Source organism: Pseudomonas sp. 2FE (assembly GCF_005503735.1).
Classification (GTDB): domain Bacteria; phylum Pseudomonadota; class Gammaproteobacteria; order Pseudomonadales; family Pseudomonadaceae; genus Aquipseudomonas.
In genome coordinates this window covers 108,420-134,848 of record NZ_SCMO01000011.1, presented here as the reverse complement: position 1 = coordinate 134,848, position 26,429 = coordinate 108,420, and the positions used below count along the sequence as shown (strand labels likewise).

Genomic DNA, 26,429 nt, shown 5'->3' with positions numbered 1-26,429 from the left:
CCTTAGTGGTGACGCGGCTTGAGCAGCGCGGGCTTCTCGTCGGGGGCGTTGCAGAGCAGGAACAGCGCGGTGAGCAGCTCCGGGATTTGCTCGACCATGTCGTCCATCAGGTGGCGATCACGGGCGATATCGACGAACTCGGGCTGTTCATCGAACAAGCCGGAACCGACCATGATCGGCAGCAGCAGCTCGCTGACTTCGTCTTCGGCGTCTTCGAACCAGGCGGCTTCGCGCAGGAACACGCCTTCCATAAAGCCAATGCACCAGCCGCGAATGTCGGAGTCGTCCGGCACTTCACCGAGGTCGAGCTCGCAGGGCAGCTCCAGGTCGTCATCGGCGGCCAGCAGGCGGGTGATATGGGCTTTGAGCTGGATCAGCGTGGCTTCGATCTCTTCCCGTTCGGCGTCGCTGCGGTAGTGCGGCGGTTCGGCGAACAGCGCGTCGATCCACTCGCGCTCTGGCGCTTGGTCGGGGCAAATCGACAGGGCGGTCAGGTAGCCGTGGGCGGCCACGTAGTCCAAGGCCTCGTCGTGCAGCTCGTCAGCGTCGAGGAAGGCTTGCAGGCGGGACAGTTGCTCGGCGAAGGACATCGTGGGACTACCTTAGAAGGACTTAACAAGGCTGGATTTTAGCCCGGATAGCCCAGCAAAGCGGCGCTGATCTGAGATTTTTTTCGATTTAACCTCATGCCATCCGGCGTTATGGCTGGAATGGCGGATATTCCAGGGGGGTGGCGCGATGGGCGTCGATCTCTGGCGGCGGTCGCTGGCGTATACTGCGCGGCTTTGTGACGGCGCCCGTGCGCCACCCGCCGGCTCTTCAGCCAGCGCGGGTATTCCGAGGAAACGCTCAGGGATGGGCTTTTTCGGGGACTCTTCTTTTGCAACAGCTTGGGGTTTATATGCTCGAACCGGCTCTGCGCATTCTTAAGGACATCTTCGGCTACGACAGTTTCCGTGGGCGTCAGGGTGCGATCATCGAGTGCGTTGCCCGGGGTGGCGATGCCCTGGTGTTGATGCCGACGGGGGGCGGTAAGTCGCTGTGCTTCCAGGTTCCGGCGCTGCTGCGTGAAGGCTTGGCGGTGGTGGTTTCGCCGCTGATCGCGCTGATGGAAGATCAGGTCGCCACGCTCGACGAGTTGGGGGTGGCGGCGGTCGCGCTGAATTCCACCCTGAGTGCCGATGAGCAGCGCGAAATCGCCGAGCGGATCAAGCGTGGCGAGATCAAGCTGCTGTACCTGGCGCCCGAGCGCCTGGTGCAGCCGCGCATGTTGGCGTTCCTGCAAAACCTCGATATCGCGCTGTTCGCCATCGACGAGGCGCATTGCGTGTCGCAGTGGGGCCATGATTTCCGCCCGGAATACCTGCAGTTGGGCCAGTTGGCCGAGCTGTTCCCACAGGTGCCGCGGATCGCCCTGACGGCCACCGCGGACATGCGTACCCGCGAGGAGATCGTTACCCGCCTGCATTTGCAGAATGCCGAGCGTTTTCTCTCGAGCTTCGACCGCCCCAACATCTTCTACCGCATAGTACCGAAAGAGCAGCCGCGCAAGCAGTTGCTGGCCTTCCTCGGCGAACGCAAGGGCGATGCCGGGATCGTCTACTGCCTGTCGCGCAAGAAAGTCGAAGAGGTCGCGGCCTTTCTTTCCACCCAGGGTTACCCGGCGCTGCCGTACCACGCGGGCCTGCCCCATGAGTTGCGCGCCTATCACCAGAAGCGCTTCCTCAATGAGGAAGGCCTGATCATGGTGGCGACCATCGCCTTCGGCATGGGTATCGACAAACCCAACGTGCGCTTCGTGGCGCACCTGGATCTGCCGAAATCCCTCGAGGCCTATTACCAGGAAACCGGGCGGGCCGGGCGCGATGGCTTGCCGGCCGATGCCTGGATGGCCTACGGCCTGCAGGACGTGCTGCTGCTCAAGCAAATGTTGCAAAACTCCGAAGGCGATGAGCGCCATAAGCGCCTCGAGCAGCACAAGCTCGACGCCATGCTCGCCCTCTGCGAGCAGATTCGTTGCCGCCGCCAGGCCCTGCTGGCCTACTTCGATGAAGAACTGCCACAACCCTGCGGCCATTGCGATAACTGCGTCGACGCTGTGCAAACCTGGGACGCCACCGAACCGGCGCGTCAGGCGCTCTCGGCCATCTTCCGCAGCGGTCAGCGCTATGGCGTCGGTCATCTGGTCGATCTGCTGCTGGGCCGCGATAACGACAAGGTGCGCAGCCTCGGCCATCAGCACCTGTCGGTGTTTGGCGTCGGCAAGGCGCTCAGCGAAGGCGAGTGGCGCTCGCTGTTCCGCCAGTTGGTGGCGCGAGGCTTGGCCGATGTCGATCTCGAGGGCTACGGCGGTTTACGCCTGAGCGACAGTTGCCGGCCGTTGTTGCGCGGCGAGGTCGCCTTGCAGTTGCGCCGCGACCTGAAACCGCAGCAGACCGCCAAGCCCTCGGCCAGCGCCGCCAGCCAACTGGTGCGTGGCGAGGAACGCGAGCAGTGGGAAGCCCTGCGTGCGCTGCGGCGCAAACTGGCCGAGGAGCATGCGGTGCCGCCCTATGTGATCTTCCCCGATGCGACCTTGCTGGAGATGTTGCGCAGCAAACCGGGTTCGCTGTCGGCAATGGCGCAAGTCAGCGGAGTCGGGGCGCGCAAGCTGGAGCGCTATGGCGAGGCCTTCCTCGACGTGCTCAACGGCGCGGCCGAGACGCCGCAGGTGGTGGTCGACCTACGCCACGAGCTGATCAGCCTGGCACGCGCGGGGATGACCCCGCAGCAGATCGCCGGGCAGCTCAAGTGCAGCGAAAAGAACGTCTACAGCCTGCTGGCCGAAGCCATTGGCCGGCAACAGTTGTCGCTGGAGCAGGCGCTGGATCTGCCACAAGAGCTACTGGGCGAGATTCAGGATGCCTTCCTCGATGGCGAAGGCGAGCTGCCAGCGGTGGCGGTGTTAGCCGAGCAGTTTGCCGGACGGGTGGCGGATGGGGTGCTCTATTGTGTGCGCGCGGCGTTGCAGGCGGAGTTTGAGGTCTGAGACGGCCCGGCCGGTTGTTGCGAAGACCTGTTTCGCCAAAGCGTTGACGCATCAAAACGACAAACTTGTGACGTGCATCACCAGCGGTTAAGGTGTCTCGAAAGCCTCCCCCATGAGAAGAGGTAAAGGTGTCGTTCCATCATGCTTGGCTAGACGATGTCCGCCCCAATCCCTATGCCGATCAGCTGGCGCTTGGCTTCCGCCTGCTGCGCTTCGTACGTCCGCTGGAGCGTGAGTACCGCGCCTATATGCGCGAGGATGGCTTGGTCCTCAAGTGCATTACGTTAAGCATCGTCATGCTCCTCTGGCTGACCTTTGCCGGCCTCGATTCATATCTGATTCAGCCCCCGCAACTTTGGTGGATGCTCGCCGTGCGTTTGGGTGTGTTCTTGCTGCTGCTGGTCTGTGGCGGGCTGTTGCTGCAAGGCCGTCATACCCACCTGATGGTGCCCTTGAGTCTGATCTGCAACGGGGTGTTCGGGCTAGGTGCGGCGGCCGTCGTGGCGATCGCCCACACGGTCGATCTGAACTATCCCTATGAAGGGCTGCTGCTGATCTGCCTGGCGGCTTACTTTCTGGTCGGTCTGCGGCTTTCCGAGGCAATTGCCAGCTACCTGGTGGTGCTGTTGGCCTATGTCGGCTTTGAGCTGCTGGCCGGTTTGCCGATCCCACGGCTGGTCAACAATGTGCTGTTTCTGTTGTGTGCCAATCTGATCGGCGCGGTGGGTTGTTACCTCTTGGAGTTCAAGTCGCGGGAGCATTTCCTGGTCAGCCGGCTGATGCGCGTGCTGGCCGAGCACGATAGCCTTACCGGGCTGCACAATCGGCGCAGCTTCAACCGCCAACTGGAGCGCCTGTGGCGCCAGGCCCAGCGGGATAACCAGTCCTTGGCTCTGCTGCTCTGCGATATCGACCACTTCAAAGCCTACAACGACCGCTATGGCCACCCAGCCGGGGACAACGTGCTGCAACGGGTTGGCACGGTGCTCAGCGAGGCCGCGCGGCGACCGCTGGATATGTCGGTACGCCTCGGCGGTGAAGAGTTCGCGGTGCTGCTCTATAACATCAGCGAAGAGCAGGCGCGCCAGCGTGCCGAGACGCTGCGGGCGGCGTTGGAGCATCTGGACATTCGCCACGAGCGCTCGGATACCGCCAACATGGTCACCATGTCGATCGGCGTGGCCTGCCTGCGCCCGGCTGAGGGTGGCGAGTTAGCCCAGTTGTATGAGCACGCGGATCGTGCGCTGTATGAGGCCAAGGCCTTTGGCCGTAATCAGGTGGTGGCCTAGACGTCGCTACAGTGCCGTGACCCGAGCGTCGCGGCTGGCCGATTTTGTCCTGGGAGTTGGCGTCGGCGGTGACTGCCGGCCTGGCACGCCGGTGCTAGCATCGCGACGTCCCCTTGCAGCGAGCACGCACCTTGATGGACCCACTGATCCAGGCCAACGGCCAGCCGCATTACGGCATCTTTCCTGCCGCGCCCAGCGTGATCAATTACCGCGACTTCGACTTCCGCTCCCCCATGGGCCGTCGACTGGGGTCGCTGGCCAAGTGGCGGCGCTTTCATCAATTTCAGTATTTCGGCCTGATCAGCGAGCAACTGATCGGCGGCTGCGCACTGGCCAACCTCAGCCTGGCGGGGATCGGCTTCGTCTACCTGTTCCATCCCGCCAGCGGGCGGATGATCGAACGCCAGTTCAAGTTACCGCTGGGGTTGGGCACACGCTTTTCACAGCAGCCGAATGACGGCGTGTGTGAGCTGCGCAGTGGGCGCAATCTGCTGCGCCTGGAAAATCATGGCGCCTCGCAAGAGAAGCATCTGCTGGTGGAGCTGGACGACGGCACGCGGATCGCCGCCTGCTTCAGCGAGGCTACGCCGGCGTTTCAGCCGATGTGCATCAATACGCCGACCGCGGTGAACGGCTGGGTGTATGCGCAAAAGGTCGCCGGCGTGCGCTGCAGCGGGCAGGTCAAAAGCGTTTTGGGTGACTTCGACCTGAGCGCGCTCGAGGCCTTCGCCCATCACGACTGGTCGGCCGGCTATATGCGCCCTGAGACCAGTTGGAACTGGGCCTGTTTGTCTGGCCAGGCAGGCGCGCAACGGCTAGGGCTGAACCTGTCCTGCGGGGTGAATGAGACCAGCTTTACCGAGAACTGTTTTTGGCTGGATGGCGAACTGCTCAAGGTCGATACGGTGCGCTTCAGCTATGACCGCGAGCAGCCGCTGCAGCCTTGGCAGATCGACTCTTACGATGGCCAGGTGGCATTGCAGTTCGAGGCGCGTGGCTTGCACCAGGAGCGCATGAATCTGGGCGTGCTGGCCAGCAACTTCAAGCAGATCTTCGGCCAGTTCCGTGGCGTGCTGCGGCCCCACGGGCGGGCGGCAATCGGCATCGACAATCTCTGGGGCTTTGTCGAAGAGCAATATGTGAAGTGGTGAGGGGCGTCGAGGTCTTGCCTCTGTGGCTGAGGTTATGATTAGCTAACTAATAATTAGCTTTGGCAGTAATCAAGAGCCTTTCGTTATGTCGCACACTGATCAACATCGTTTTGCTATGCAGCTCGCCCAGTTGTCGCGTTCTTGGCGCGCGGAGTTGGATCGGCGCCTGGCCGGGCTTGGCTTATCCCAGGCGCGCTGGCTCGTCCTGTTGCACCTGGCGCGCTTCAGCGAATTGCCGACCCAGCGTGAACTGGCGCAGAGCGTCGGCGTCGAGGGGCCGACCCTGGCGCGCTTGCTCGACAGCTTGGAAGCCCAGGGCTTGGTCAGCCGGCAGGCGGTAGTAGAAGATCGCCGGGCGAAGAAAATCGCCTTGAGTCCGTCGGCGCGCCCCTTGATCGAGCAGATCGAGGCAATTTCCACCCAACTGCGTCTGGAGCTCTTCGCCGGCATCGATGAGGAAGAGCTGCGCCGCTGTCAGCAGGTGCACGCACGGATTCTGGCCAACCTGGAAAAGCGCTGAATGCAGGATCTCGAGAGCCTGCAGGCGCGTTTCGGTGGGCGCTACCCGCACTGGCTGCTGGGTGTGCTGATGATCGGCAGCATGGCCATGGTGCTGGCGTCGACCAGCATCAACGTGGCCTTGCCGGCGATCATGGAGGATTTCGCCATTGGCCGGCCGCTGGTGCAGTGGTTGTCCACCGGTTTTCTCGCGGCGATGACCGCCGGTCTGTTGCTGGCGGCCTGGGCACAGGCGCGTTTCGGTGCCCGGCGCACCGCGCAGCTCGGCCTGGTGCTATTTATCCTCAGCTCACTGTTGGCGTTGGCGGCGCAAGCGGCCTGGCAGTTGATCGCGCTGCGCATCGTTCAGGGTTTGTGCGCCGGGATCATCCAGCCCTTGGCCATGGTGCTGATCTTTCGCGTGTTCGCCGACGGTGGCCGTGGCAAGGCATTGGGGCTCTATGGCCTGGGGGTCATGGTCGCGCCAACGCTGGGGCCGACCATCGGCGGCTATCTGGTCGATCATTTCGGCTGGGTGGCGGTGTTCTGGCTGCCGCTGCCGCTGTGCGTCCTGGCGCTGCTGGGCGGGCAGTGGTTGCTACCCAGCCAACGTGCGAAAACGACTCCATTCCTGGATATCTGGGCCTTTGCGTGGTTATGCGTGGCAGTGTTTGCCTCGCTCGGCGCCTTGGCCGAGGCGCAGCGTTTCGCCTGGCTGGAGCCGCGTGTGTGGGCGCCGGCCCTGGTCGGCGTGCTGGCATTCACGGGTTTTGTTTCGCGCAGCCGGCGCAGTGGCAAACCGCTGCTGCCGCTGAGCCTGTGGCGGCATGCCGGTTTTCGCCGTGCCAGTTGGGTGGCATTGACCCTGGGCATGGGCCTGTATGGCTCGACCTATCTGATCCCGCTGTACCTGCAAACGATCGAAGGTTACAGCGCCGGCCGCGCCGGGCTGTTGTTGCTGCCGACCGGGGTGCTGATGGGCATGGCCTCCTTTGTCGGCGGCTGGCTGAGTGATCGGCTGTCGGCGGCCGTGCTGCTGATCAGCGGCTTGCTGGTCTTCGCCCTGTCGGCGGCAGGTCTGGGCTGGCTCGAGCAGGGTGCCTCGTTTGCCGTGCTGTGTTTCTGGGCGTGTGTCGGTCGGTTCGGGCTCGGGCTGCTGTTGCCGGCTCTGAGCACCGGCTCCCTGGATATTCTGAGCCCGGAGGAACTGGCCCAAGGCGCCGGCGCCATTACCTTCGTGCGCCAACTGGGCGGGGCGTTCGGGGTCAATCTGCTGACCTTCTTCCTCGAGTGGCGCCACAGCGCCGAGGGCGGTAGTGGGCTGGCCGAGGCGTTGGCATTCCAGCAAAGCTTTTGGCTGATGGCGGCGGTCTTTGCGCTGACGGTGCTGGCGGCACGGGGTGTACGGCCGACAACGCACTGACAGTTATGCGGCGCAGTCATTCTTTGTCGTTTATCGACTGTTTTTCTAGGCTTTTGCGTATCATGGTCGCCGGCCTGATTGCTGTGCGCCCACTAAAACGCGAAAGCCTTTAAATCGTCGCCAGACTCACTTACTAGTAGGGTTCGACACGGACGTTTCTCCCGACGCAAGAATTTGCTGCGCCGTTTGTTTGCACCACCAACTGGATGCGTACGCCAAGGCGTGCGGTGGTGCAATGATGCGGAGCGGAGTTACCGGAAGAGGTCGTATGACTCGGGTTCGGCAATTGTTGATTGGCCTTGCATCAAGCTCGGCGTTCTATTCGGGGTTGGTGCCCGCCTTGGGGCTGGGCGAAATCACCTTGCATTCGGCTTTGAACCAGCCGTTAGAGGCTGAAATCGAATTACTGGAAGTTGCCGACCTGGGCGCCGATGATCTGCGGGTGCGGCTCGCGCCTGCCGAGGTGTTCAGCCGTGCTGGCGTCGGTCGTTTGGTCTTTCTGAATGACCTGCGCTTTACCCCTTTACTGCGCGGTGGCAAGAGTGTGATTCGCGTAGTGTCGAAGCAACCGGTGCGTGAGCCTTACCTGAATTTTATTGTCGAAGTGGCGCGGCCTACTGGTCAGTTGCTTCGGGAATACACCTTGCTGCTCGATCCGCCCAGTTCCTCTGCATCTCGTGCCGTTGCCCAGGCGCCCGCTGCCCAGGCGCGACCCGACCGGCCGCTGATTGATGTATCGCCCGCTGTGCCTGCTGTGCCAAGCGTCATGCCGTCCGCCGAGCAGGGTAAGCGCTATCGGGTCAGCAGTGGCGATAGCCTCTGGACGATAGCCACGCGTTTGCGCGCCGCGGGTAGTCAGGCTTCGCAACAAGCTTTGATGCGCGATATCCAGGCGCTCAACCCCCAGGCATTTGCCAATGGCGATATCAATCGCCTGCGAGCCGGGGCCGATCTGTTACTGCCGGATGCGGCTGCGACGGCCAATACGCCAGTAAGCGAAGCGCCTGACGCGGTTGCCAGCGAGCCGCCGCTTACGCCCCCCGAGCAGCCGCTCGACCCGCAGGCCGAATTGATCGCGCAAGTGCAACGGCGGCTGGATCAGGAACTGGCCATCCACGTCGCGGAAAACCTCCAGTTGCAACAGAATATGGCCAACCTGCAGGCGCAGTTGCAGCAGTTGCAAGCGCAGATGAGCGGCAAGGATCAACAGTTGGCAGCGTTGCAGGCCGAGTTGGCTGCACGCCAGACGCCTGCTGAGCCACTGCAAGCGCCCACCGCGCCGGCTAAAGTCGCAGAGCCTGCCGCGGCAGAGCTGAACGAGCCGATAGCCGTTCACCTCCGCAACTGGATCGGCGCAGGCTTGGCCATGCTGGCGTTGTCGCTGGTCGGCCTTCTGGGCCTGTTCTGGCGGAGCAAACGTCAGGCCGCTCCGCCCGGTCTGGAAAGCCAGGCAGCCTCTGTGTCCGCTGCGGTTTCTTCGGAACTGCTTGCACCGCCCAATGCCAATACCTTCGTCCGTGTCGATGAGGTACCGACGGCCGCGTCTATTCGCCCAGCAACGCTAACCGATACCTTGGAAGGCGCGAATATCTACATTGCTTATGGGCGCTTTAGCAAAGCCGCAGCGACCTTGCGCAACGCTTTGGCCGCTCAGCCGCACCGCAGCGATATACGCTTTCGTCTGCTGGAGGTGCTGGCGCAACTGGGGGATGCTCAGGCATTCCTCCAGGAGGAGGCTATTTTGCGTGACTCCGGTTTTACTGCCGAGCCTATCGAGCAGCTCAAGACCCGCCACCCTGGTTTGCTTGGCGGGGCCGCGGCTGATCCACTGGATCCAGCCGTGCTGGACCTGAACGAAGCGCCGCCGCAACCGCCGGCGGATGATCTGACGGATGATGACTTTCAGCTCAATTTGGATGACTTGCCGTTGGATCCGGACTGGGATCTGGTCAGCCCGTTCTCACCGCCCGCGCGCAACAAAACAGCGGCGGCGCCGGCTCAGGCGCAGATCGATTCGCATCGCAAAGAACAGTCGGAGGTTTTTGGGCTGACAGGCGAGCGCGATGCGCTGGGTCCTTTTGCCAAGTCAATGCTGGTTGAAGAAGCATCGGCTGCGGACTGGTTCCAGGAAGAGCTGCACGAGGTTTTCCTCAGTCAACCGCGGGCCGAAGGCAGCGCTTTGTTGAGCGACCTCGATCATCTGGACGGGAGTCGCGATAACCTGGCCAAGTTCAATCTGGCGCTGGCCTATATCGAGCAGGGTAATCTGGAAAGTGCCTGCAATATTCTCAATGAACTCATCAACGATGGCGATGACGAACAAAAACGGGAGGCTTGCGAGCTGTTGGCCAAGATCGCCTAGCTTTGTATGAGAGGGCTATGTACCCGCTAGTTGCTCTTCGTAGGAGCAGACCTTCTTTGCCTGCTCGGCGTTATCATGGCGGCCTAGTGCCTTCAGAGTTGTTTTATGTCCAGTCCAAAAGCCGAAGTGGTCATCACCTATTGCACGCAATGCCAGTGGCTGTTGCGCGCCGCCTGGTTGGCCCAAGAGTTACTCTCGACCTTTGCCGATGACCTGGGCAAAGTCAGCCTGGAGCCGGCCACCGGCGGGGTGTTTCGCATCACCTGCGACGGCGTGCAGATTTGGGAGCGCAAGGCCGATGGCGGCTTCCCCGAGGCCAAGGTGCTCAAACAGCGGGTCCGCGACCAGATCGACCCTGCGCGCGATCTGGGTCACAGCGACCGGGTTGCGCCGCCAGGGGACTGAGCGCGCGTTCGCCAGCATCCCCCCCGGCTGTAGCCCGGCCGCGATCGCCGGCTGAGGCCGTCTCGCTCACTCATTCCACCGTCGTTTCCGCCAGCCGCCGCTGGCGTTCGGACGCGGCGCCGTGGCGGGCGGCAATCGCGATGGCGAGAATGATCAGCACGCCCCCGGCAATCATCCGCAGGCTGGGCGTTTCCGCGAAGATCAGCCAGGCGAAGCTAATCCCGTAGACCGGCTCTAGGGCAAAGACTAGGGCGGCGGTGCGCGCCTTGAGTACGCTCAGGCTGGCGACGAACAGGCTATGGGCCACCCCGGTGCAGAGCACACCAAGCAACGCCAGCCACAGCCAATCGAGCGCCGATACGCTGGCTAGGGTCGGCGCGGCGAAGGACAGCAGGCAGAGTGCGACGACCAGATTCTGGCAGAGCGCGGCTTGCACCGGCGGCACCTTAGCGGAGCCGGCGCGGTTGATCAGTGACAGCAGCGCGAACAGCAAGCCGGAAAACACCGCCCAGAGCAGCCCACTGGTGGCGCCGCTGGCCAGGTTGAAGTCGGGTGTGACCAGCACCAGGCCGAGGCTCACCACGGCAACCAGGGCGATCTCATTGCCGCGAATGCGCTCGCGGAAGATCAGGCCTTCGAGTATCACCGTGAACGCCGGAAAGCTGGTGAAGCCCAGCGTGGCGATGGCCACCCCGGCGACTTTCACCGCGATGAAGAAGCTCACCCAATGCCCGGCCAGGAGCAAACCGCCCAGCGTCAGACGTGCCCAGTCGGCGGCCTGCAGGCGTTGCCAGGGCGTGCGGGTGATCAGGCGGGCGAATAGGCTCAGGGCCAGGACGGCAAACGCCGCCCGGCCGAACACTATGACTGCCGGGCTAGTGGCGGCCAGTTTGCCGAATACGCCGGTCAAGCCAAACAGCAGGGCGCCGCAATGCAGGGCGGTGAGGGCTGAGCGCTGATTCATGTTGATCCTTCGTTCAGGCCAGGCGGCTGCCATTCGGCAGGGGATGTTCGAAGCTGGCCAAGACCACACGACTCTCCGCGTCATACGCACCGGTGACGAGGATCTCCGAGCGCACGCCGGCAATCGACTTAGGCGCGAAATTGCACACGCAGAGTACTTGGCGGCCGATCAGGCTATCGGCCGCATACAGGGCGGTGAGTTGCGCGCTGGAGGTTTTCACCCCGAGTGGGCCGAGGTCGACTTCCAGCACATAGGCGGGCTTGCGCGCCTTCTCGTTGGGTTTTGCGCTGCGGATGGTGCCGACGCGCAGTTCCACCCGCTCGAAATCCTGCCACTCGATAGTCTGCATAGTGCTCCCTGCCCCGTCTTCCTGAGTAATGACGGCAGTCTAGAGTCTGCGCGCGGGGCTGTCTGTCGCGCGGCTAGCGGGAATTGTCGCGCGACTCGCGGCGCAGGCTGCGGGGCGTGGCGCCGAACTGGCGGGCCAGGGCGGCGGTGAAGGCGCTTTGCGAGCTGTAGCCGACCCGGGCGGCAATCTCACCGACCGCCAGTTGCGTCCCGCGCAGCAGTTTCAGGCCCTGTTGCAGGCGGCGGCTGCGCACGTAGTCCATCGGCGTTTGCCCGGTCTCACTCAAAAAGCGGGCGTGGAAACGCGCGCTAGGCAGGCCGGTCAGGCGCGCCAGGTCGGCTACCTGCAGCGGGTGCGCGGCATGTTGGTCGATATAGCTATCCAGCGCGGCAAGCGGCAGGCGCTGGCTTGCGTCGGCGCCGTGGCGTTCGGTCGCCAGGCTGGCCAAGAGCAGGGCGGCGCCTTGCTGGGCGATCACCGGATCATTGATCGGGCTGGCGGCCAGCCAGTGGACCAACTGGTTTTGCGCCGGGCTCAGGGTCAGGGCGGCGGGCTTTTCCAGCAGACGGCGACTGCTGTCCGCGTGCGGGCCGAGGCTGTGCTGCAACCACTCGGTGGGCGGCACATCGAGCACCAGGCACTGGCTGCCAGTGGGGCTGCCGCAGGCATGGTGGGTCGCGCCAGGCACCACCACCAGGCTTTGGCGGATGACCTGGCTGCCACGTCCGGCGACTTCGAAGTCCAAGTGGCCGCTCAGGCCGAACACCAGCTGGGCGTGGTCGTGGCTGTGGGCGATCAAGTCATGGCTGTAATGGCGCAGGGAGAGAATCGAGCTCATCGCGGCTTCCTCGGCGGAGGCGCTCAGTCTACCCGCAGTTGTTGGCGGCGGCGCTGTCATCAGTTTGTCGTGTGGCTGTCATGCGCGTTTCACCACCGGCGCTCAAGCTCGGAAAAACTCTGCCGGAGGCCGCCCCATGAGCAGCGCTCAGCTCGTCAAACCCAGTCGTAAGCAACGCGTCCGTACCCTCTGGATCTCGGATGTCCACTTAGGCACCCGCGATTGTCAGGCCGAGCATCTGTCGCAGTTTCTCAAGCGCTACCAGGCGGACAAGATCTACCTGGTCGGCGACATCATCGACGGCTGGCGGCTGCGCAGCGGCATCTTCTGGCCACAGGCGCACACCAACGTGATCCGCCGTTTACTGACCATGAGCAAACGCGGCACCGAGGTGATCTACGTCACCGGCAACCACGACGAGTTTCTGCGCCGTTACTCCAAGTTGGTACTGGGCAATATCCAACTGGTCGACGAGGCGGAGCATGTCACCGCCGATGGCCGCCGCCTGCTGATCGTGCATGGCGACCAGTTCGACGTGATCACCCGCTACCACCGCTGGCTGGCCTTTCTCGGCGACTCGGCCTACGAATTCACCCTGACCCTGAATCGCTGGCTCAATCACTGGCGCCGCCGTTACGGTTATGGCTACTGGTCGCTCTCGGCCTACCTCAAGCACAAGGTCAAGAGCGCGGTGAACTTCATCAGCGACTTCGAAGAGGCCATCGCCCACGAGTGCGTCAAGCGTGGCTTCAATGGTGTGGTCTGCGGGCATATTCATCATGCCGAGATTCGCCAGATGGGCGAGGTGGAATACCTGAACTGTGGTGACTGGGTGGAGTCGTGCACGGCGTTGATCGAGCATCTGGACGGCACGATCGAGCTGTATCGCCTGGCCGATGATCAGGCGCGTTTGGCTCAGCAGGCGGCCGAGTCGGTGCTGGCGGTCGAGCCGGCGGCATGAGAATCCTGATCGTCAGCGACGCCTGGCTGCCGCAAGTTAATGGCGTGGTCACCAGCCTGCAAGCGCTGGTCGCTGAGCTGCGTGGGCTGGGGCATCTGGTCAAGCTGCTGGCACCGCTGGAGTTCCGCCATCGGCCGTGTCCGACTTACCCGGAAATCCCGCTGGTGTGGGAGCTGTGGAAGGTCGGTGCGGCGATCCGCGAGTTCCGCCCGGATTGCGTGCATCTGGCCACCGAAGGCCCGCTCGGCTGGGCGGCGCGACGCTGGTTGGTCAAGCGCGGGTTGGCCTTTTCCACGGCGATCCACACGCGCTTTCCGGAATACCTCCACGCGCGCTGGCCACGGATTCCGTTGGCCTGGGGTTATGCCTACCTGCGCGCCTTTCACCGCCCGAGTCAGGCGGTGCTGGTGACGACCGAGCGCTTGCGCAGCGAGTTCGCCGGCTGGGGCTTGCAGCGTTTGGGGGTGTGGCGCAAGGGCGTGGACCTGCGCCTGTTCCAGCCGTCGCTGGCACACACCCGGCCGGAACAGCCAGTGTTTCTGTATGTCGGGCGGATCGCCCCGGAGAAGAACCTGGAGGCCTTTTTGCGCCTCGAGTTGCCAGGGGAAAAGCGTGTGGTCGGCGACGGTCCGCAGCGCGCGGAACTGGAGACGCGTTATCCGCAGGTGCGTTTTCTCGGCTATCGGCATGGCCAGGCGTTGGCCCAGGCCTATGGTGAGGCCAGCGTGCTGGTCTTTCCCTCGCGTACCGACACCTATGGCTTGGTGATGTTGGAGGCGCTGGCCTGCGGCACGCCGGTCGCGGCCTTCCCGGTAGCCGGGCCGCTGGATGTGCTGGAGGCGGGCGTGACGGGGGTGTTGGATGAGGATTTGGCCAAGGCCTGCCTGGCGGCGCTGGCGCTGGACCGTATCGGCTGCGCCGAGCGGGCGGCGCGACAGTCCTGGCGGGCCTCGGCGCTGGAGTTTCTGGCGCAGCAGCCGTTGCTGGATGGTGAGCCCGGCAAAATCGGCGAGGCACTCGTCAACCCGTAGGCGCGGGAGTGGGACCCTTGCTGGGTTTCATGAGGTGCATCCATGCACCTCACCCTACGGGCAGCTGAAGCTGTGCAAAACGGCTTTCCTGCCGTTTTGTCGCTGCGCTCTACCTAGCCTACGGTTTGGCGTTGCCCGAGCTTAGAGAATCACCTTGTCGCGCAGCTTCTCGGCCGCTAGGTTGAGCGCCTGGATCACCCGTTCCTTGTCGAAGTTCTGGATGCCGTTGGTGTCCAGGTACATGGAGAAACCGGGCAGTTCGTGCTCGACATAGCTGGAGGTGGCGCCGAGGTCGCGGCGGAAATCCACCACTTGATAGATTTGCACCGGGCGGGTGAAGCCCTTGACGCTGATCTGACCTTTGTCGCGGCACATGATTACATCTTTCACCAGCGAGTAAGTCTCGTGGGAGATCAGGATCTCGCCGGACTCGGCGGCGCTTTCCAGGCGACTGGCGAGGTTCACGTCGCGGCCGATGATGGTGTAGTCCATGCGCGTGTCGGCGCCAAAGTTACCGACGGTGCAGTAGCCGGTGTTCAGGCCCATGCGGATTTCCAGCGGCTTGGTGATGCCCTGGGCACGCCACTGTTGACGCAGTACCTTCATATGCTTGCGCATGGCGATGGCCATGGATACCGCGTTCACCGCGTCCTTCTTCGCGCCCTGGCTGGCCGGATCGCCGAAGAACACCATCACGCAGTCACCGATGAACTTGTCGATGGTGCCACCGTATTTCAGGGTGATCTTCGACATCTCGTTCAGGTAGGTGTTGAGCAGGTCGGTCAGGGCCTCGGCTTCCAGTTCCTCGGACAGCTCGGTGAAGCCCTTGATGTCGGAGAAGAACACCGTGAGCTTCTTGCGCTGGGTTTCCAGGCGCACGCTCTTTTTGCCGCTGAAGATCGATTCCCAGACCTGGGGCGACAGGTATTTGGCCAGGTTGCGTGCCAGCCGCGCGGCCTTTTCCTGCTCGCGTTTGATCTCGCTACGGGCGACGCCGAGGCGGATGCCCTGTTGGTGCATGAAGTAGGCGGTAATGCCGATGTACAGCGTGGTGAACAGCACGCTGACCAGCGCCACCAGGGTTGGCGTGGTGGCTTTCAATTCGGGTTGGACGACGACGCTGGTCAGCACCAGTCCGCTGACCGCGATCAACAGCGACAGCCCGAGGTAGCGCAGGCCGCCAATGATCAGCGCGCTGAAGCTCAGGGTGAGCAGGAGCATCAGACTCGGGACCACCGAGAAACCCAGCAGCGCCGCACCGGCGCCGGCATGCAGGGCGTCGATAAACAGCAAGACCAGGTTGGTGTGTTGTGGATGCTCGCCCTTGAAGCGCTGACTCAGGTGATGCGCCAGGTGTGGGTAGAGCAGGGCGTAGGGCACCAACCAGAGGATGTCGTAACCGAAATACTGCACATAGGTGCCCGCCGCGATGCTGGCAGCCGTGGCGATATAGGCCAGTACGCGGGAGTAGTACTCGCGTAGGGGGAGCGAGGGTAAGTCGTTAAAGCGCTCGAGATGGGCTGATTTCATGGCGGTGACACGATCCCTACTGATTTTCTGACGTCTCTGCTGGACGTCTATGCGCTTTGCAAGGCCGAGGCCAAGCTTTTGACTGGTCGGGATCATAACCAGCAAAGGTTCGGCAGCCAAGCATGACTGCCGAATGGCGGCGCCAGGGTTGCCAGTGGTTAACGGGCTTAGCCTTGGCCCTGTTCCATAGCCGCCGTGTAGATCGAGTTTCTCGGCTGGGCGAAGAGCCGTCGCAGCATCGGCTCGAAGAACGCCAGTGGCAGGCTGGCATAGTCGGGATCGAAGGCCGCCGCATCGTACTTGGCGCAGAACTCGATGGTCTGCAGGTAGTGCGGGTGTTCCTTGAACTGCTCGCGCAGGTGCCGATCCATGCCCAGGTGGTGGAAAAAGTAGTAGCCCTGAAAGATCCCATGTTTCTCCACCATCCAGAGGTTTTCCGGGCTGACGAAGGGCTTGAGGATGGCCGCGGCGATATCCGGGTGGTTGTAGGAACCGAGCGTGTCGCCAATATCGTGCAGCAAGGCGCAGACCACGTACTCCTCGTCGCGCCCATCCTGGTGGGCGCGGGTCGCGGTTTGCAGTGAGTGCGTCAGGCGATCGACCGGGAAGCCGCCGAAGTCGCCGTCGAGCAGTTGGAGATGGGTCAGGATGCGATCCGGTAGTTGTTTGGCGTAGGCGACGAAGTCTTGGGCGATGATGCTCCAGTCCTCGGCAGTGCCGTCTTGCATATGGGTAAAGCGGGCACGGGCGTTCATCAGGAGTCCTCTTATTGGGTTTTGTCGGACGCGTGCACGGTAGGCTGGGTAGAGCCGCTTTTTTGCGCTCTACCCAGCCTACGGTTTGGCGTTGCCTGGGTTTGAAGAATCACTGTGTGGTGTCGGGCGTAGAGCCGGTGTTTCCACGAATCCCTGGTCGTGCGGGACAGCGTGTGAACACCGCAGGCTTAGAACTTGATGCGCCCAGTCAAGGCATCCTTGAGCATCACCCAGTCGCCCATAAAGCTGTACAGCGGGTACTTGAAGGTGGCGGGGCGGTTCTTTTCGAAGATGAAGTGGCCGACCCAGGCGAAACCATAACCGGCCAGCGGTAGCGCCAGCAGCCACAGCCACTGCTGGCTGACGACGGCGTAAGCGAGGATGCTCAGCACCAGTAGGCTGCCGACATAATGCAGGCGGCGGCAGGTCGCGTTGCTGTGTTCCTGCAGGTAATAGGGATAGAAATCGGCAAAGCGGGTGTAGCGCTCGGCGGCTTGCGTGCTCATGGCACAGCTCCTGTCATGGTTAAGGCGCGGATTGGCTGTCCTGGCAGACCAGTGCGCTGCGAGTCCGGCACGGGTCCGGACTGCGCTCACGCCCTCATCGGGCGGGCGGCCCATCCCTGCGCCCGTGGTATTTGCAGTCTAGGGCGAGTGTCTTCGCGGGCCAGTGACATTAGGCGCCAGTTTAGTATCCTTGCGCCGCCAGGCCGCGCTCTTGCGGCCGGCGTGGATAGCACAAGAAGGCGCCATGAGCGAACGTACGACTTCCTCAAGCTGGGCCCTGGGCATAGTGCAGGCGCTGGAAATGGGCGGGGTCGACTGCCGTCGGCTGTTTCCTGAACTGGGGCTGGATTACGCCGCACTGGATGACCCGGATGCGCGTTTCCCGCAGGACGCTATGACCCGGCTGTGGCAGCGGGCGGTGCAGCTCTCGGGCAATCCGGCGATTGGCCTGAACATGGCCAAGGTGGTGCGCCCGGCGTCCTTTCATGTGGTCGGTTATGCGCTGATGTCCAGCCGTACTCTGAAAGAAGGGTTCGCCCGGCTGGTGCGTTATCAGCGGATCATCGGCGAAGGGGCGGACCTGAGTTTTCGCCCGCTGCCTGAGGGTTATGCGCTGATGCTGGCGATCCATGGCGACCGCCTGGCCCCCGCCCGGCAGAGTGCCGAGGCTTCACTGGCCTACGCCCTGGCTTTCTGTCGCTGGATGACCGGCAAACCCATTCGTCCGCTGCTGGTCAGCTTTCAGGGCGAGCCGCCGGCCGATCTCGAGCCATATAAACAGGTGTTTCAGGCGCCCTTCCAGTTCAATGCCGCGCATTACGCGCTGCTGTTCGAACGCGCCGACATGGAATCGCCGCTGCCCACGGCCAATGCGTCGCTGGCGCAGTTGCACGATCGCTTCGCCGGCGAATACCTGGCGCGCTTCTCGGAAAGCCGGGTGACCCATCTGGCGCGCCAGGTGCTTTGCCGGTTGTTGCCCCAGGGTGAGCCCAAGCGCGACACGGTGGCGCAGGCGCTGCACCTGTCGCAGCGCACCTTGCAACGGCGTCTGCAGGAGGAGGGCACCAGCTTTCAGCAGTTGCTCGACGATACCCGCCGCGAACTGGCCGTGCAGTACCTGGCGCAACCCAATCTGACCCTGCTGGAAACCGCCTATTTGCTGGGTTTCGCCGACCCGAGCAACTTCTTTCGCGCCTTCCGCCGCTGGTTCGACGCCACCCCGGGCGAGTACCGTGCACGGTTGTAGAGTGCGGTTTCACCGCACCCTTGGCTCGCTCTGCTCCTACAGCTTCGGGGTGATTCAGCACGTAGGCTGGGTAGAGCAGCGCGAAACCCAGCGCAGCCCCACGCTGGGTTTCGGCGCAGGCGCCTCTACCCAGCCTACGCACTGCCCGCATGCGGATCAGCTGCGAGCAGCAGGTCCGAAAAGGGTTTTCAGTGCTTCCAGAACGCGCGGGTGAACAACACCAGTACGGTGAGAATCTCCAGGCGGCCGAGCAGCATGCCGATGGTCAACAGCCACTTGGCCGAATCCGGCAGGCTGGAGAAGTTGCCCACCGGGCCGATGATCGGGCCCAGGCCCGGGCCGACGTTGCACACGGCGGTGGCGGCGCCCGTTAGCGCGGTGATCCAGTCCAGACCAATTAGCGCCAGGCCGAGGGCGATCACGCCGATGGTGATGGTGAAGAAGAACGAGAAGGTAATCAGCGAGCGAACGATATCTTCATCGAGGTTGTGGTTGTTGTACTGCTGTTTGATCACCGCGCGCGGATGCACCAGTTGCTGCAGGTTGGCCCTGAGCAGCACATAGGCAACCTGAAAGCGGAAGATCTTCAGGCCGCCGGCGGTGGAGCCGGAGCAGCCGCCGATGAAGGTCAGGTAGAAGAACAGCAGCACCGAGAAGCTGCCCCACAGGGTGTAGTCGCCGAGCGCCACGCCGGTGGTGGTGACGACCGAGGTGACGTTCAGCGCGACGATGCGGAAAGCGTCTAGCCAAGCGTGCTCGGAGTTGAACCACAGCCAGGTGCCGAACACCAGCCAGGTGAGGACCAGGAAACCGACGAAGCCGCGCACCTGGTGATCCTTGAGCAGGGCTTTGCGATGACCGCGCAAGGTCGCGACATAGAGGGTGAAGGGCAGGCTGCCGAGCATCATGAACAGCACCGCGACCCAGTGCACCGCCGGTTGTGACCAATGAGCCAGGGATGAGTCGGAGGTGGAGAAGCCGCCGGTGGAGATCATCGACATCGAATGATTGATGGCCTCGAAACCACTCATCCCGGCCAGCCAGAAGCACAGGGTGCCCAGCCCGGTAATGCCGACGTAGACCAGCAGAATGTACTTGGCGGCCATATGTGAACGCGGCATGACCTTCTCGCCCCAGTCCGAGGACTCGGTCTGGAACAGGCGCATGCCGCCGACCCGCAGCAGCGGCAGAATCGCCACCGCCATGCCGATAAAGCCGATGCCGCCCAGCCAATGCAGCATCGAGCGCCAGATCAGCAGGCCCGGCGAGGCACTGTCCAGCCCGGTGAGCACGGTCGAGCCGGTGGTGGTAATGCCGGACATGGTCTCGAAAAAGGCATCGGTGTAGCTGATGTGCTGAATGATCACCATCGGCAGCGCCGCGAAACAGCACACCACGACCCAGCTGGCGGTGGTGAGAAAATACATGTCCCGTGGCCGCAGGTGCGCCTGCCCCGGGCGTCCGGGGGCAACCAGCGCGAGGCCGGCGAGTACGGTGATCAGGCTCGACCAGAGGAAGGCGTTGAGATCGTCGGTGAGCTCGAAGAGCAGCAAGGTCAGCATGGGAATGACCATGCTGACCGCGAGGGTGATCAGGAAGATGCCGAGGATAAAACCAATGATACGCAGGGTCGGCAGGGCCATGTGGTCGGGCTCAGAGGAGGCGAGGGCGCCATTCTACGCGCGCCGTTGGGCCTGTAAACCAGCCTTTACGGGGCTGCGCAGGCGTTTTCTGCTGGTTAGGATAGCCGCCGCTGCTTGTCATGCCGTAGGGCGTACTCGCCGCAGGCAGTACGCCGACCTATTGGCGGGCTGTCGCTGCGCTCCGAGACCACCCTACGCGCAAGCGGCCGCGGGCCGAGTCGTCCGATCGGCTAGAATGCCGGCTGTCTTTGTTCTGGAGGTGGCCGATGGAGGCTCTCGACGCTCTGCTTAACCGTGTTTCCGCGCCGCGCTTGCGCGAGCCCGCACCCGATGCGGCGCAACGTGAGGTGCTGTTTCGCGCGGCCTTGCGGGCGCCGGATCATGGCCAACTGCGGCCCTGGCGTTTTCTCACGGTGGAGGGGGCTGCGCGCGAGCGACTCGGTGAGTTGTTTGCCGCGGCGCTGACGGCGGGCTCGGCGCCAGTCACGCAAGAGGCGTTGAGCAAGGCCCGGGCGATGCCGCTGCGCGCACCGCTATTGATCGTGGCGATCGCCCGTTTGCAAGACCACTTCAAAATCCCGCAGCAGGAGCAACTGCTGGCGGCTGGCTGTGCGGCGCATGGCATTCTGCTGGCCGCTCACGCCCAAGGAATTGGTGCGGTCTGGCGGACCGGCGAGCTGGCCTACAACGCGGGGGTGGCCCAGGGCCTGGGCTTGAGCGCGGCTGAGCAGATCATCGGCTTTCTCTATCTGGGGACGCCGGAGCGTGAGTTGCGTACCCCGGCAGAACTGGCGGTCAGCGACTTCGTCAGTGCCTGGCCGGCTTGATTGGTAGTTCGCTCGCCATCAGCGGCAGTTCCAGGCTGGCAATAAAGCCACCGCCTGGATGGTTCGCCAGCTTCAGGCTGCCGCCGTGCCGCTCGGCGGCGCGGCGGGCAATCGCCAAGCCCAAACCATGTCCTGCCGTGCTTTGTTCCGGGGCGCGGAAGAAGGGTTCGCCGAGTCGAGGCAAATGCGCGGTCGGCACGCCGGGGCCATGATCGCGCACGCTGAGCAGCAAGCGTTCAGCCTGACGCTGCGCTAATAGCTCGATCGGCTGGTCGGGCGGATTGAAACGCAGGGCATTGCGCAGCAGGTTGTCCAGCGCGCGCTCGAGCATGTCCGGCCAGCCTTGCAGGCTCAGTCCGGGCTCTATTTCGATGCGGATCTCCTGCTCCGGGGCGCTCAGTTGTGCCTCTTGCCGCCGGCTTTCAAGCAGGGTCGCTAGGTCGATCGGCTGTGCCGCGCCAGGCTCGGCATCCAGGCGGGCGAGGGCGAGAATCTCACTGATCAAGGCTTCCAGGCGGTCGCATTCGCGGGACAGGCGTGGCCACAGCGGTTCGCGTTCGGCCGGGCTTGCGCGTTCGGCCAGGGCCAGGGCGATGCGCAAGCGCGCCAGCGGTGAGCGCAGTTCGTGGGACACATCGCGCAGCAGTTGGCGCTGGCTGCCGATCAGGCCTTGCAGGCGTGCGCCCATGCGGTTGAAGTCGCTGGCCAGTACGCCGAATTCATCGCGGCGGTTGGCCAGGCGCGCCAGGCTGTGCTGCTGATAGGTGGTCTGCCCGAGGTCGTGCACGGCGCCGCGCAGGCGGCTCAGCGGGCGGGTGATGGAGAGCGTCAGCAGCAGGCTGAACAGGCTCAGCACCACCAGCGCGATGCCCAGCGCGCTCAGCGGCCAGAGCAGGCTGCCGCGGTGCCAGGCATCCAGCTCCGGGTGGGGAATGCGGTAGATCAGCAAGTAGGTCTCGCCGCTCGCCGGGCTGGTGTAGTCGGCGGTCAGGCGGCGCCAGGGCAAGCGCCGCCGATCATTGTGGCGACGCGCCTCGAAGGCCGCCGCGCGTCGCGGGAAGGTGCCCTTGACCAGTGCGTCGCCGTTATCGTCGAGCACCTGGATGTCGATGTGGTAGCGGCGCTTGCGCTGCTCTAGATAGTTCTGCGCGGCCTGCTCGCCTTCTGCTTCATAGATCTGCGTCCAGCGCTCGGCCAAACCCTGTAGGCCGGGGTGGCGGCTGAGAATCCAGGCGTCCTGGTTCAGCGCATGGCCCAGCAGCATGGACAGCCCGGCGACCAGGGCGATGGCCAGCCAGAAGCTGGCGAAGATGCGCCAAAACAGTGAACGCACAGCAACTCCTTAAACGGACAAAGCCCATCCAACAGGGGCGTGTTGGATGGGCGGCTAGCATGCTGCGGCTTCATGCCGCCGGTGGTGCGGCAAGCTTACTGGGCTTTTTGCTCTTTCTGGGCTTTCCAGGCCTCGAACTCGGCGCGTTCGGCGCGGCGTTCTTGCTGCTTCTTCTGCAGTTCGTCGAACTGTTTCTGTTGTTCAGGCTTGAGCAGGGCGCGGATCTCGCTCTGGGTCTTGTCGTGTTTGGCCTTGAGTTCATCCTGCATGGCTTTCTGTTCAGCGGCGGGCAGCTTGTCCAGGTAGCGCTGGGTGATCTCGTGGCGGCTGTGCATTTGCTCGCCCATCAGCTTGCCGATGGCATGCCGTTGTTCCTTGCTCAGATCCAGCTCTTTGAACATCTGCGAGCCGTGTTCGCCGCCGTGGCGTGGGCCGCCTTCGGGCATGGCCATGGCGAATGTCGGCAGGGCTGCGGCGAACAGGACGGCGATGAGGGTCTTACGCATGAGGTGTCTCCTTGTCTCGATTCCGGCCAGTTGCCGGATGTGCCCAGTCTAGGGACGGCAAGGTCAAGGGCGGTCAGGCAAGGGTAAAGCTTAGGTAAAGGCTGGGGGCGCTGGGTTCAGGCGCTGTAGTAGTAGCCGCGGCTGCGCAGCGCGAGGATGCGCGGTCGGCCATCGAAGTGTGGGCCGATTTTTTTTCGCAGGTTGCTGACGTGCATGTCCAGGCTGCGGTCGTACAGGGTCAGTTTACGACCGAGGGCCAGTTGCGCCAGTTCTTGCTTATCCACCGGCTCGCCGGGTTGGTGCAGCAGGGCTTCGAGCAGGCGGCTTTCGGAGACGGTGAGGATGACCTCATGGCCGCCAATGTTGACCACGCCGCGGGCCGGGCTGAAGCACAAGTCGTCCAGCTCCAACTGGCTGGACACGGCCACTGGCAGGCTACGGCGCAGAACGGCGCGTAGACGGGCCGTCAGTTCGCGAGGATCACAAGGTTTGGCCAGGTAGTCGTCGGCGCCGAGTTCCAGGCCGAGGATGCGATCCAAGGGTTCGCCACGGGCCGAGAGCATCAGTACCGGCAGTTCGGGGTGGTCGCTGCGCAGCTGCTTGAGCAGCTCCAGACCGCTGCCGTCGGGCAGCATGACATCCAGCACGACGGCGGCGGGCGCCTGTGCGGCCAGTGCCGCACGGGCACTATGGCCGTCATGACAGGCGCTGACTTGAAAGCCTTCCTGGCTCAGCCAGTTGGCGAGCAGTTCGCACAGTTCACGGTCGTCGTCGATCAGCAGTAAGGTGGGCATGGCGGCGCTTAGTTGATCCATTCGCGGCGGGTTCTGCGGCGGCCACGCAGCATGGCGCCGCAGAGCAGGGCGACCAGTGCCACGCCCGCGCCAACCACAAACCACAGCTGTTGTTCGCTCAGCAGGCGTGCCGGCTGTTCGGCCTGGGCTTGCTTGAGTTGCAGCTTGAGCCGCTGGTTGTCCTGGCGCAGCCGCGTCAATTGAGCGTTCTCGCGCTCACCGTCAGTGCTTTGTAGTTGCGCGGCCAGTTCGGCGCGCCGCTGTTCACTTTCGGCCAGGCGCTGCTCCAGTGCGTCAATTTGCGTTTGCGTCGCAGTGGCGGCGGCCAACGGTGGGTTGCTGTCAGGTGCAGCCGATAGTTCCTCGGCGTGCAGTTGGCCAGTCACCAGCAACGCAGCGAACAGCAGGGACAGCGGACCTTGGCGCATCGGAACTCCTATTTCCTGGTTGTTAGCGGCCTGCGGTTTCGGTGGTTCTTAGGGGAGCACGAGCTTGAAGGGTTTCACCAGCACGCTGGCATAGACCCCGGCAGCCCGGTAGGGATCGGCGTCGGCCCAACTCTGGGCGGCGCTAAGGGATTCAAACTCGGCGACGATCAGGCTGCCGCTGAAGCCGGCGGCGCCAGGGTCATTGCTATCGACTGCCGGGTGCGGGCCGGCGAGCACCAGGCGGCCTTCATTTTTCAGCTGTTCCAGCCGAGCCAGGTGGGCGGGGCGGGCGGCCATGCGGTTTTCCAGCGAGTTGGCTAGATCGGTGGCAATGATCGCGTAGAGCATGTCAGTCCTTGGTTTTAGTAGCAGAAGGGGCGGGTTCGACGTCATGGATATGGCGAGCGAGGAACAGGCCTTGGCCGATCAAGAACAGCAGGGTCATGCCCAGGCTGCCGAATACCTTGAAGTCGACCCAGATGCTTTGGAAGGTGAACGCAACGAACAGGTTGGCGGCGCCACTGACGAGAAAGAACCCAATCCAGGCAATATTCAGACGGTTCCAGATCGGCTGGGGCAGGCTGATGGCATGGCCCATGATGCGTTGGATCAGCGGCTGTTCACCGATAAAGTGGCTGCCGGCAAAACCCAAGGCGAACAGCCAGCTGACCACTGGCGCCTTCCATTTGAGGAAGGTCTCACTGTGGAAGGCCAGCGTCAGGCTACCGAATACCAAGCAGGCGATCAGGGTCAACCACTGGCTTTTCTCCAGCTTGCGCTGCAACAGGAAAAAGATGCCGTAGACCACCACCGAACTGACGATCAACATCGCGGTGGCACTGAAAATACCGCCTAGCATGTAAGTATTGCCGGCTAGCTCAACCGCACGGGGTTCGAGCTTATAAACGATGAAGAACAGGATAAGCGGGATGAAGTCGATGAATTGTTTCACAGTGGCAGCCAGAAGCAGGATGTGCCGGCATAATAACAAACCAAACCAGTAGGGAAACTCCGAACGCGTCAGAGTTTCCTGCGGTAGAGAGAGAAACACCGAATGAACGTCGATCTGCACTGCCACAGCACAGCCTCCGATGGCGCTCTAGCGCCTGCCGTGGTTGTCGCGCGCGCCCATGAACGGGGGGTGCGCATGCTGGCGCTGACCGACCATGACACTTTGGAAGGCCTCGACGAGGCCCGTGTCGCCGCCACTGCGCTGGATATGCAGCTGATCAACGGCGTGGAACTGTCCTGTACCTGGGGTGGTGCGACCATTCATGTACTCGGCTACGGCTTTGCGGCCACTGCGCCGGCGCTGCTGCAGGCGATTGCCGAGTTGCGCGATGGCCGCTGGTTGCGCGCCGAAGAAATCGACAAACGCCTGGAAGCCAAGGGCATGCCTGGCGCACTCGAAGGCGCGCGGGCCATCCAGCAAGAGTTGGGGGATAGCGGTAATGCGCCGGCGCGGCCGCACTTTGCCGAGTTCCTGGTGCGAGCCGGGCATGTGCGTGACCGCGCCGAGGCGTTTCGCAAATGGTTGGGCTCCGGCAAGCTGGGCGATGTCAAGCAGCACTGGCCGACCCTCGAACAGGCGGTCGGTACCCTGCGCGAGGCGGGCGCCTGGGTCAGCCTGGCGCATGCCTGGCAGTACGACTTCACCCGCAGCAAGCGGCGTAAGTTGATCGCCGACTTCATCCAGGCCGGCGGTCATGCGCTGGAAGTGGTCAATGGCATGCAGCCGGCGGAGCAAGTCGGCAGCCTGGCCATTCTGGCCCGCGAATTTGGTCTGCTGGCGAGCGTCGGCAGTGATTTTCACGCCCCGGGAGACTGGTCCGAGCTGGGCATGTACCGCCCGTTGCCCGATGATCTTCCGCCGCTCTGGTTGCGTTTCGAGCATGTCCAGCAGCCTGCTGCCCTCTGAACAGGGAGTTCCCATGAGTCAATTCTTCCAGGTGCACCCGGAAAATCCGCAGGCGCGCCTGATTAAGCAGGCGGTGGAAATCATCAAGGCCGGCGGGGTGATCGTCTACCCGACGGATTCTTCCTACGCGCTGGGCTGTCATATCGGCGACAAGAGCGCGGTGGAGCGGATTCGCCGTCTGCGCCAGCTGGACGATAAGCACAACTTCACCCTGGTCTGCCGCGATTTGTCGCAATTGGGGCTGTTCGCCAAGGTCGATACCGGCGCGTTTCGTCTGCTCAAAGCTCATACGCCGGGGCCTTACACCTTCATTCTGAGTGCCACCCGCGAAGTGCCGCGCATGCTGCTGCATCCCAAACGCCGGACCATCGGCCTGCGAGTGCCAAGCCACCCGATCGCCCAGGCGCTGCTGGCGGAGCTCGGCGAGCCGCTGATGAGCGTCAGCCTGATTCTGCCTGGCGAGGATGTGCCGATGAGCGACCCTTACGAGATGCGCCAGATGCTGGAGCATCAGGTCGACCTGATCCTGGATGGCGGTTTTGGCGGCCTGGAAGCCTCGACCGTGATCAGCCTGGTCGACGATGAAGCCGAAATTATCCGTGTCGGTTGCGGTGATCCGTCGCCATTTGCGGGCGGCGGCTAGG

27 protein-coding genes are annotated in these 26,429 nt (G+C 63.3%); 13 read left to right on the top strand and 14 right to left on the bottom strand.

All coding sequences use genetic code 11. The features are described 5' to 3' along the window. Positions 1-2: 2 nt before the first annotated feature. The gene (locus tag FFS12_RS16085) at positions 3-590 is read right to left on the bottom strand and encodes a YecA family protein (RefSeq protein WP_137820532.1); all 588 of its coding nucleotides are present in this window, start codon (positions 588-590) and stop codon (positions 3-5) included. A 311-nt stretch (positions 591-901) separates the two neighbouring features. Between FFS12_RS16085 and recQ the strand changes: the two genes are divergently transcribed. The 7 genes from recQ (at position 902) to FFS12_RS16050 (ending at position 10,156) form a co-directional block, all read left to right on the top strand. Further along, on the top strand, positions 902-3,028 hold the full coding sequence (gene recQ, locus FFS12_RS16080; RefSeq protein ID WP_137820533.1) for a DNA helicase RecQ: 2,127 nt from the start codon (positions 902-904) through the stop codon (positions 3,026-3,028). A gap of 128 nt (positions 3,029-3,156) precedes the next feature. Next, entirely contained in the window at positions 3,157-4,317 is a 1,161-nt protein-coding gene (locus FFS12_RS16075) for a diguanylate cyclase (protein WP_137888216.1), read from the top strand. A gap of 134 nt (positions 4,318-4,451) precedes the next feature. Further along, complete coding sequence (locus tag FFS12_RS16070; RefSeq protein WP_137888214.1) at positions 4,452-5,468, top strand: DUF2804 domain-containing protein; 1,017 nt, start codon at positions 4,452-4,454, stop codon at positions 5,466-5,468. Positions 5,469-5,553: 85 nt separating this feature from the next. Continuing rightward, positions 5,554-5,988: a MarR family transcriptional regulator gene (locus tag FFS12_RS16065; RefSeq protein WP_137888212.1), complete on the top strand. Its 435-nt coding sequence runs from the start codon at positions 5,554-5,556 to the stop codon at positions 5,986-5,988. After that, a complete protein-coding gene (locus FFS12_RS16060) occupies positions 5,989-7,389 on the top strand; it encodes a DHA2 family efflux MFS transporter permease subunit (RefSeq protein WP_137888210.1) in 1,401 nt (466 codons plus the stop codon). A 268-nt stretch (positions 7,390-7,657) separates the two neighbouring features. Continuing rightward, positions 7,658-9,751, top strand: a complete 2,094-nt coding sequence (locus FFS12_RS16055; RefSeq protein ID WP_171011901.1) for a FimV family protein — start codon at positions 7,658-7,660, stop codon at positions 9,749-9,751. A 105-nt stretch (positions 9,752-9,856) separates the two neighbouring features. Next, entirely contained in the window at positions 9,857-10,156 is a 300-nt protein-coding gene (locus FFS12_RS16050) for a SelT/SelW/SelH family protein (RefSeq protein WP_137888208.1), read from the top strand. A gap of 70 nt (positions 10,157-10,226) precedes the next feature. On the opposite strand, the gene FFS12_RS16045 is transcribed toward FFS12_RS16050, so the two are convergent. From FFS12_RS16045 to FFS12_RS16035, 3 genes are all read right to left on the bottom strand, one after another. Continuing rightward, positions 10,227-11,120, bottom strand: coding sequence for a DMT family transporter (locus FFS12_RS16045; RefSeq protein ID WP_137888206.1), 894 nt, complete (start codon positions 11,118-11,120; stop codon positions 10,227-10,229). 13 nt (positions 11,121-11,133) lie between these two features. Beyond that, positions 11,134-11,469, bottom strand: coding sequence for a tRNA-binding protein (locus FFS12_RS16040; protein ID WP_137888204.1), 336 nt, complete (start codon positions 11,467-11,469; stop codon positions 11,134-11,136). A gap of 73 nt (positions 11,470-11,542) precedes the next feature. Further along, complete coding sequence (locus FFS12_RS16035) at positions 11,543-12,307, bottom strand: AraC family transcriptional regulator (RefSeq protein ID WP_137888202.1); 765 nt, start codon at positions 12,305-12,307, stop codon at positions 11,543-11,545. A 136-nt stretch (positions 12,308-12,443) separates the two neighbouring features. Here FFS12_RS16035 and FFS12_RS16030 point away from each other — a divergent pair, with 136 nt between their 5' ends. After that, entirely contained in the window at positions 12,444-13,268 is an 825-nt protein-coding gene (locus FFS12_RS16030) for a UDP-2,3-diacylglucosamine diphosphatase (RefSeq protein WP_137888200.1), read from the top strand. Continuing rightward, positions 13,265-14,299 (top strand): glycosyltransferase family 1 protein, encoded by a 1,035-nt coding sequence (locus FFS12_RS16025; RefSeq protein WP_137888198.1) that lies wholly within the window; start codon positions 13,265-13,267, stop codon positions 14,297-14,299. The genes FFS12_RS16030 and FFS12_RS16025 overlap by 4 nt, the downstream gene beginning before the upstream one ends. 141 nt (positions 14,300-14,440) lie before the next feature. Here the strand turns inward: FFS12_RS16025 and FFS12_RS16020 are convergent, their stop codons facing one another. The 3 genes from FFS12_RS16020 to FFS12_RS16010 form a co-directional block, all read right to left on the bottom strand. After that, entirely contained in the window at positions 14,441-15,829 is a 1,389-nt protein-coding gene (locus tag FFS12_RS16020) for an adenylate/guanylate cyclase domain-containing protein (protein ID WP_137888196.1), read from the bottom strand. Between the two features lie 167 nt (positions 15,830-15,996). After that, on the bottom strand, positions 15,997-16,584 hold the full coding sequence (locus FFS12_RS16015; protein WP_137888194.1) for an HD domain-containing protein: 588 nt from the start codon (positions 16,582-16,584) through the stop codon (positions 15,997-15,999). Between the two features lie 188 nt (positions 16,585-16,772). Beyond that, the gene (locus FFS12_RS16010) at positions 16,773-17,090 is read right to left on the bottom strand and encodes an Mpo1-like protein (RefSeq protein ID WP_137888192.1); all 318 of its coding nucleotides are present in this window, start codon (positions 17,088-17,090) and stop codon (positions 16,773-16,775) included. Between the two features lie 244 nt (positions 17,091-17,334). Here FFS12_RS16010 and FFS12_RS16005 point away from each other — a divergent pair, with 244 nt between their 5' ends. Further along, a complete protein-coding gene (locus FFS12_RS16005) occupies positions 17,335-18,336 on the top strand; it encodes an AraC family transcriptional regulator (RefSeq protein ID WP_137820546.1) in 1,002 nt (333 codons plus the stop codon). A gap of 188 nt (positions 18,337-18,524) precedes the next feature. Here FFS12_RS16005 and FFS12_RS16000 read toward each other — a convergent pair whose 3' ends face one another. Further along, a complete protein-coding gene (locus FFS12_RS16000) occupies positions 18,525-19,979 on the bottom strand; it encodes a TrkH family potassium uptake protein (RefSeq protein WP_137888190.1) in 1,455 nt (484 codons plus the stop codon). 266 nt (positions 19,980-20,245) lie between these two features. On the opposite strand from FFS12_RS16000, the gene FFS12_RS15995 reads away from it, so the two are divergent. After that, positions 20,246-20,806 carry a nitroreductase family protein gene (locus FFS12_RS15995; protein ID WP_137888188.1) on the top strand — a complete coding sequence of 187 codons (561 nt, stop codon included), beginning with the start codon at positions 20,246-20,248 and terminating at the stop codon, positions 20,804-20,806. Here the strand turns inward: FFS12_RS15995 and FFS12_RS15990 are convergent. The 6 genes from FFS12_RS15990 to FFS12_RS15965 all read right to left on the bottom strand — a co-directional run bounded on the left by FFS12_RS15990 (position 20,787) and on the right by FFS12_RS15965 (position 24,819). Beyond that, positions 20,787-22,139 (bottom strand): HAMP domain-containing sensor histidine kinase, encoded by a 1,353-nt coding sequence (locus FFS12_RS15990; RefSeq protein WP_137888186.1) that lies wholly within the window; start codon positions 22,137-22,139, stop codon positions 20,787-20,789. The genes FFS12_RS15995 and FFS12_RS15990 overlap by 20 nt on opposite strands. A gap of 95 nt (positions 22,140-22,234) precedes the next feature. Then, the gene (locus FFS12_RS15985) at positions 22,235-22,645 is read right to left on the bottom strand and encodes a Spy/CpxP family protein refolding chaperone (protein ID WP_137888184.1); all 411 of its coding nucleotides are present in this window, start codon (positions 22,643-22,645) and stop codon (positions 22,235-22,237) included. 116 nt (positions 22,646-22,761) lie between these two features. Next, positions 22,762-23,439: a response regulator transcription factor gene (locus FFS12_RS15980; protein ID WP_137888182.1), complete on the bottom strand. Its 678-nt coding sequence runs from the start codon at positions 23,437-23,439 to the stop codon at positions 22,762-22,764. A gap of 8 nt (positions 23,440-23,447) precedes the next feature. After that, a complete protein-coding gene (locus FFS12_RS15975) occupies positions 23,448-23,867 on the bottom strand; it encodes a translation initiation factor 2 (RefSeq protein WP_137888180.1) in 420 nt (139 codons plus the stop codon). A 48-nt stretch (positions 23,868-23,915) separates the two neighbouring features. Then, positions 23,916-24,215 carry a YciI family protein gene (locus FFS12_RS15970; protein ID WP_137888178.1) on the bottom strand — a complete coding sequence of 100 codons (300 nt, stop codon included), beginning with the start codon at positions 24,213-24,215 and terminating at the stop codon, positions 23,916-23,918. A gap of 1 nt (position 24,216) precedes the next feature. After that, positions 24,217-24,819, bottom strand: coding sequence for a septation protein A (locus FFS12_RS15965; protein WP_137888176.1), 603 nt, complete (start codon positions 24,817-24,819; stop codon positions 24,217-24,219). A gap of 102 nt (positions 24,820-24,921) precedes the next feature. On the opposite strand from FFS12_RS15965, the gene FFS12_RS15960 reads away from it, so the two are divergent. Further along, positions 24,922-25,785 (top strand): PHP domain-containing protein, encoded by an 864-nt coding sequence (locus FFS12_RS15960; protein ID WP_137888174.1) that lies wholly within the window; start codon positions 24,922-24,924, stop codon positions 25,783-25,785. 13 nt (positions 25,786-25,798) lie between these two features. Beyond that, on the top strand, positions 25,799-26,428 hold the full coding sequence (locus FFS12_RS15955) for an L-threonylcarbamoyladenylate synthase (protein WP_137888172.1): 630 nt from the start codon (positions 25,799-25,801) through the stop codon (positions 26,426-26,428). The last annotated feature ends 1 nt before the right edge of the window (position 26,429 follow it).

What these genes read in the sequence shown, in the direction of transcription:
- FFS12_RS16085 (WP_137820532.1), bottom strand. Translation starts at nt 590, where the DNA reads ATGTCCTTCGCCGAGCAACTGTCCCGCCTGCAAGCCTTCCTCGACGCT.
- recQ (WP_137820533.1), top strand. Translation starts at nt 902, where the DNA reads ATGCTCGAACCGGCTCTGCGCATTCTTAAGGACATCTTCGGCTACGAC.
- FFS12_RS16070 (WP_137888214.1), top strand. Translation starts at nt 4,452, where the DNA reads ATGGACCCACTGATCCAGGCCAACGGCCAGCCGCATTACGGCATCTTT.
- FFS12_RS16065 (WP_137888212.1), top strand. Translation starts at nt 5,554, where the DNA reads ATGTCGCACACTGATCAACATCGTTTTGCTATGCAGCTCGCCCAGTTG.
- FFS12_RS16060 (WP_137888210.1), top strand. Translation starts at nt 5,989, where the DNA reads ATGCAGGATCTCGAGAGCCTGCAGGCGCGTTTCGGTGGGCGCTACCCG.
- FFS12_RS16055 (WP_171011901.1), top strand. Translation starts at nt 7,658, where the DNA reads ATGACTCGGGTTCGGCAATTGTTGATTGGCCTTGCATCAAGCTCGGCG.
- FFS12_RS16050 (WP_137888208.1), top strand. Translation starts at nt 9,857, where the DNA reads ATGTCCAGTCCAAAAGCCGAAGTGGTCATCACCTATTGCACGCAATGC.
- FFS12_RS16045 (WP_137888206.1), bottom strand. Translation starts at nt 11,120, where the DNA reads ATGAATCAGCGCTCAGCCCTCACCGCCCTGCATTGCGGCGCCCTGCTG.
- FFS12_RS16040 (WP_137888204.1), bottom strand. Translation starts at nt 11,469, where the DNA reads ATGCAGACTATCGAGTGGCAGGATTTCGAGCGGGTGGAACTGCGCGTC.
- FFS12_RS16035 (WP_137888202.1), bottom strand. Translation starts at nt 12,307, where the DNA reads ATGAGCTCGATTCTCTCCCTGCGCCATTACAGCCATGACTTGATCGCC.
- FFS12_RS16030 (WP_137888200.1), top strand. Translation starts at nt 12,444, where the DNA reads ATGAGCAGCGCTCAGCTCGTCAAACCCAGTCGTAAGCAACGCGTCCGT.
- FFS12_RS16025 (WP_137888198.1), top strand. Translation starts at nt 13,265, where the DNA reads ATGAGAATCCTGATCGTCAGCGACGCCTGGCTGCCGCAAGTTAATGGC.
- FFS12_RS16020 (WP_137888196.1), bottom strand. Translation starts at nt 15,829, where the DNA reads ATGAAATCAGCCCATCTCGAGCGCTTTAACGACTTACCCTCGCTCCCC.
- FFS12_RS16015 (WP_137888194.1), bottom strand. Translation starts at nt 16,584, where the DNA reads ATGAACGCCCGTGCCCGCTTTACCCATATGCAAGACGGCACTGCCGAG.
- FFS12_RS16010 (WP_137888192.1), bottom strand. Translation starts at nt 17,090, where the DNA reads ATGAGCACGCAAGCCGCCGAGCGCTACACCCGCTTTGCCGATTTCTAT.
- FFS12_RS16005 (WP_137820546.1), top strand. Translation starts at nt 17,335, where the DNA reads ATGAGCGAACGTACGACTTCCTCAAGCTGGGCCCTGGGCATAGTGCAG.
- FFS12_RS16000 (WP_137888190.1), bottom strand. Translation starts at nt 19,979, where the DNA reads ATGGCCCTGCCGACCCTGCGTATCATTGGTTTTATCCTCGGCATCTTC.
- FFS12_RS15995 (WP_137888188.1), top strand. Translation starts at nt 20,246, where the DNA reads ATGGAGGCTCTCGACGCTCTGCTTAACCGTGTTTCCGCGCCGCGCTTG.
- FFS12_RS15985 (WP_137888184.1), bottom strand. Translation starts at nt 22,645, where the DNA reads ATGCGTAAGACCCTCATCGCCGTCCTGTTCGCCGCAGCCCTGCCGACA.
- FFS12_RS15980 (WP_137888182.1), bottom strand. Translation starts at nt 23,439, where the DNA reads ATGCCCACCTTACTGCTGATCGACGACGACCGTGAACTGTGCGAACTG.
- FFS12_RS15975 (WP_137888180.1), bottom strand. Translation starts at nt 23,867, where the DNA reads ATGCGCCAAGGTCCGCTGTCCCTGCTGTTCGCTGCGTTGCTGGTGACT.
- FFS12_RS15970 (WP_137888178.1), bottom strand. Translation starts at nt 24,215, where the DNA reads ATGCTCTACGCGATCATTGCCACCGATCTAGCCAACTCGCTGGAAAAC.
- FFS12_RS15960 (WP_137888174.1), top strand. Translation starts at nt 24,922, where the DNA reads ATGAACGTCGATCTGCACTGCCACAGCACAGCCTCCGATGGCGCTCTA.
- FFS12_RS15955 (WP_137888172.1), top strand. Translation starts at nt 25,799, where the DNA reads ATGAGTCAATTCTTCCAGGTGCACCCGGAAAATCCGCAGGCGCGCCTG.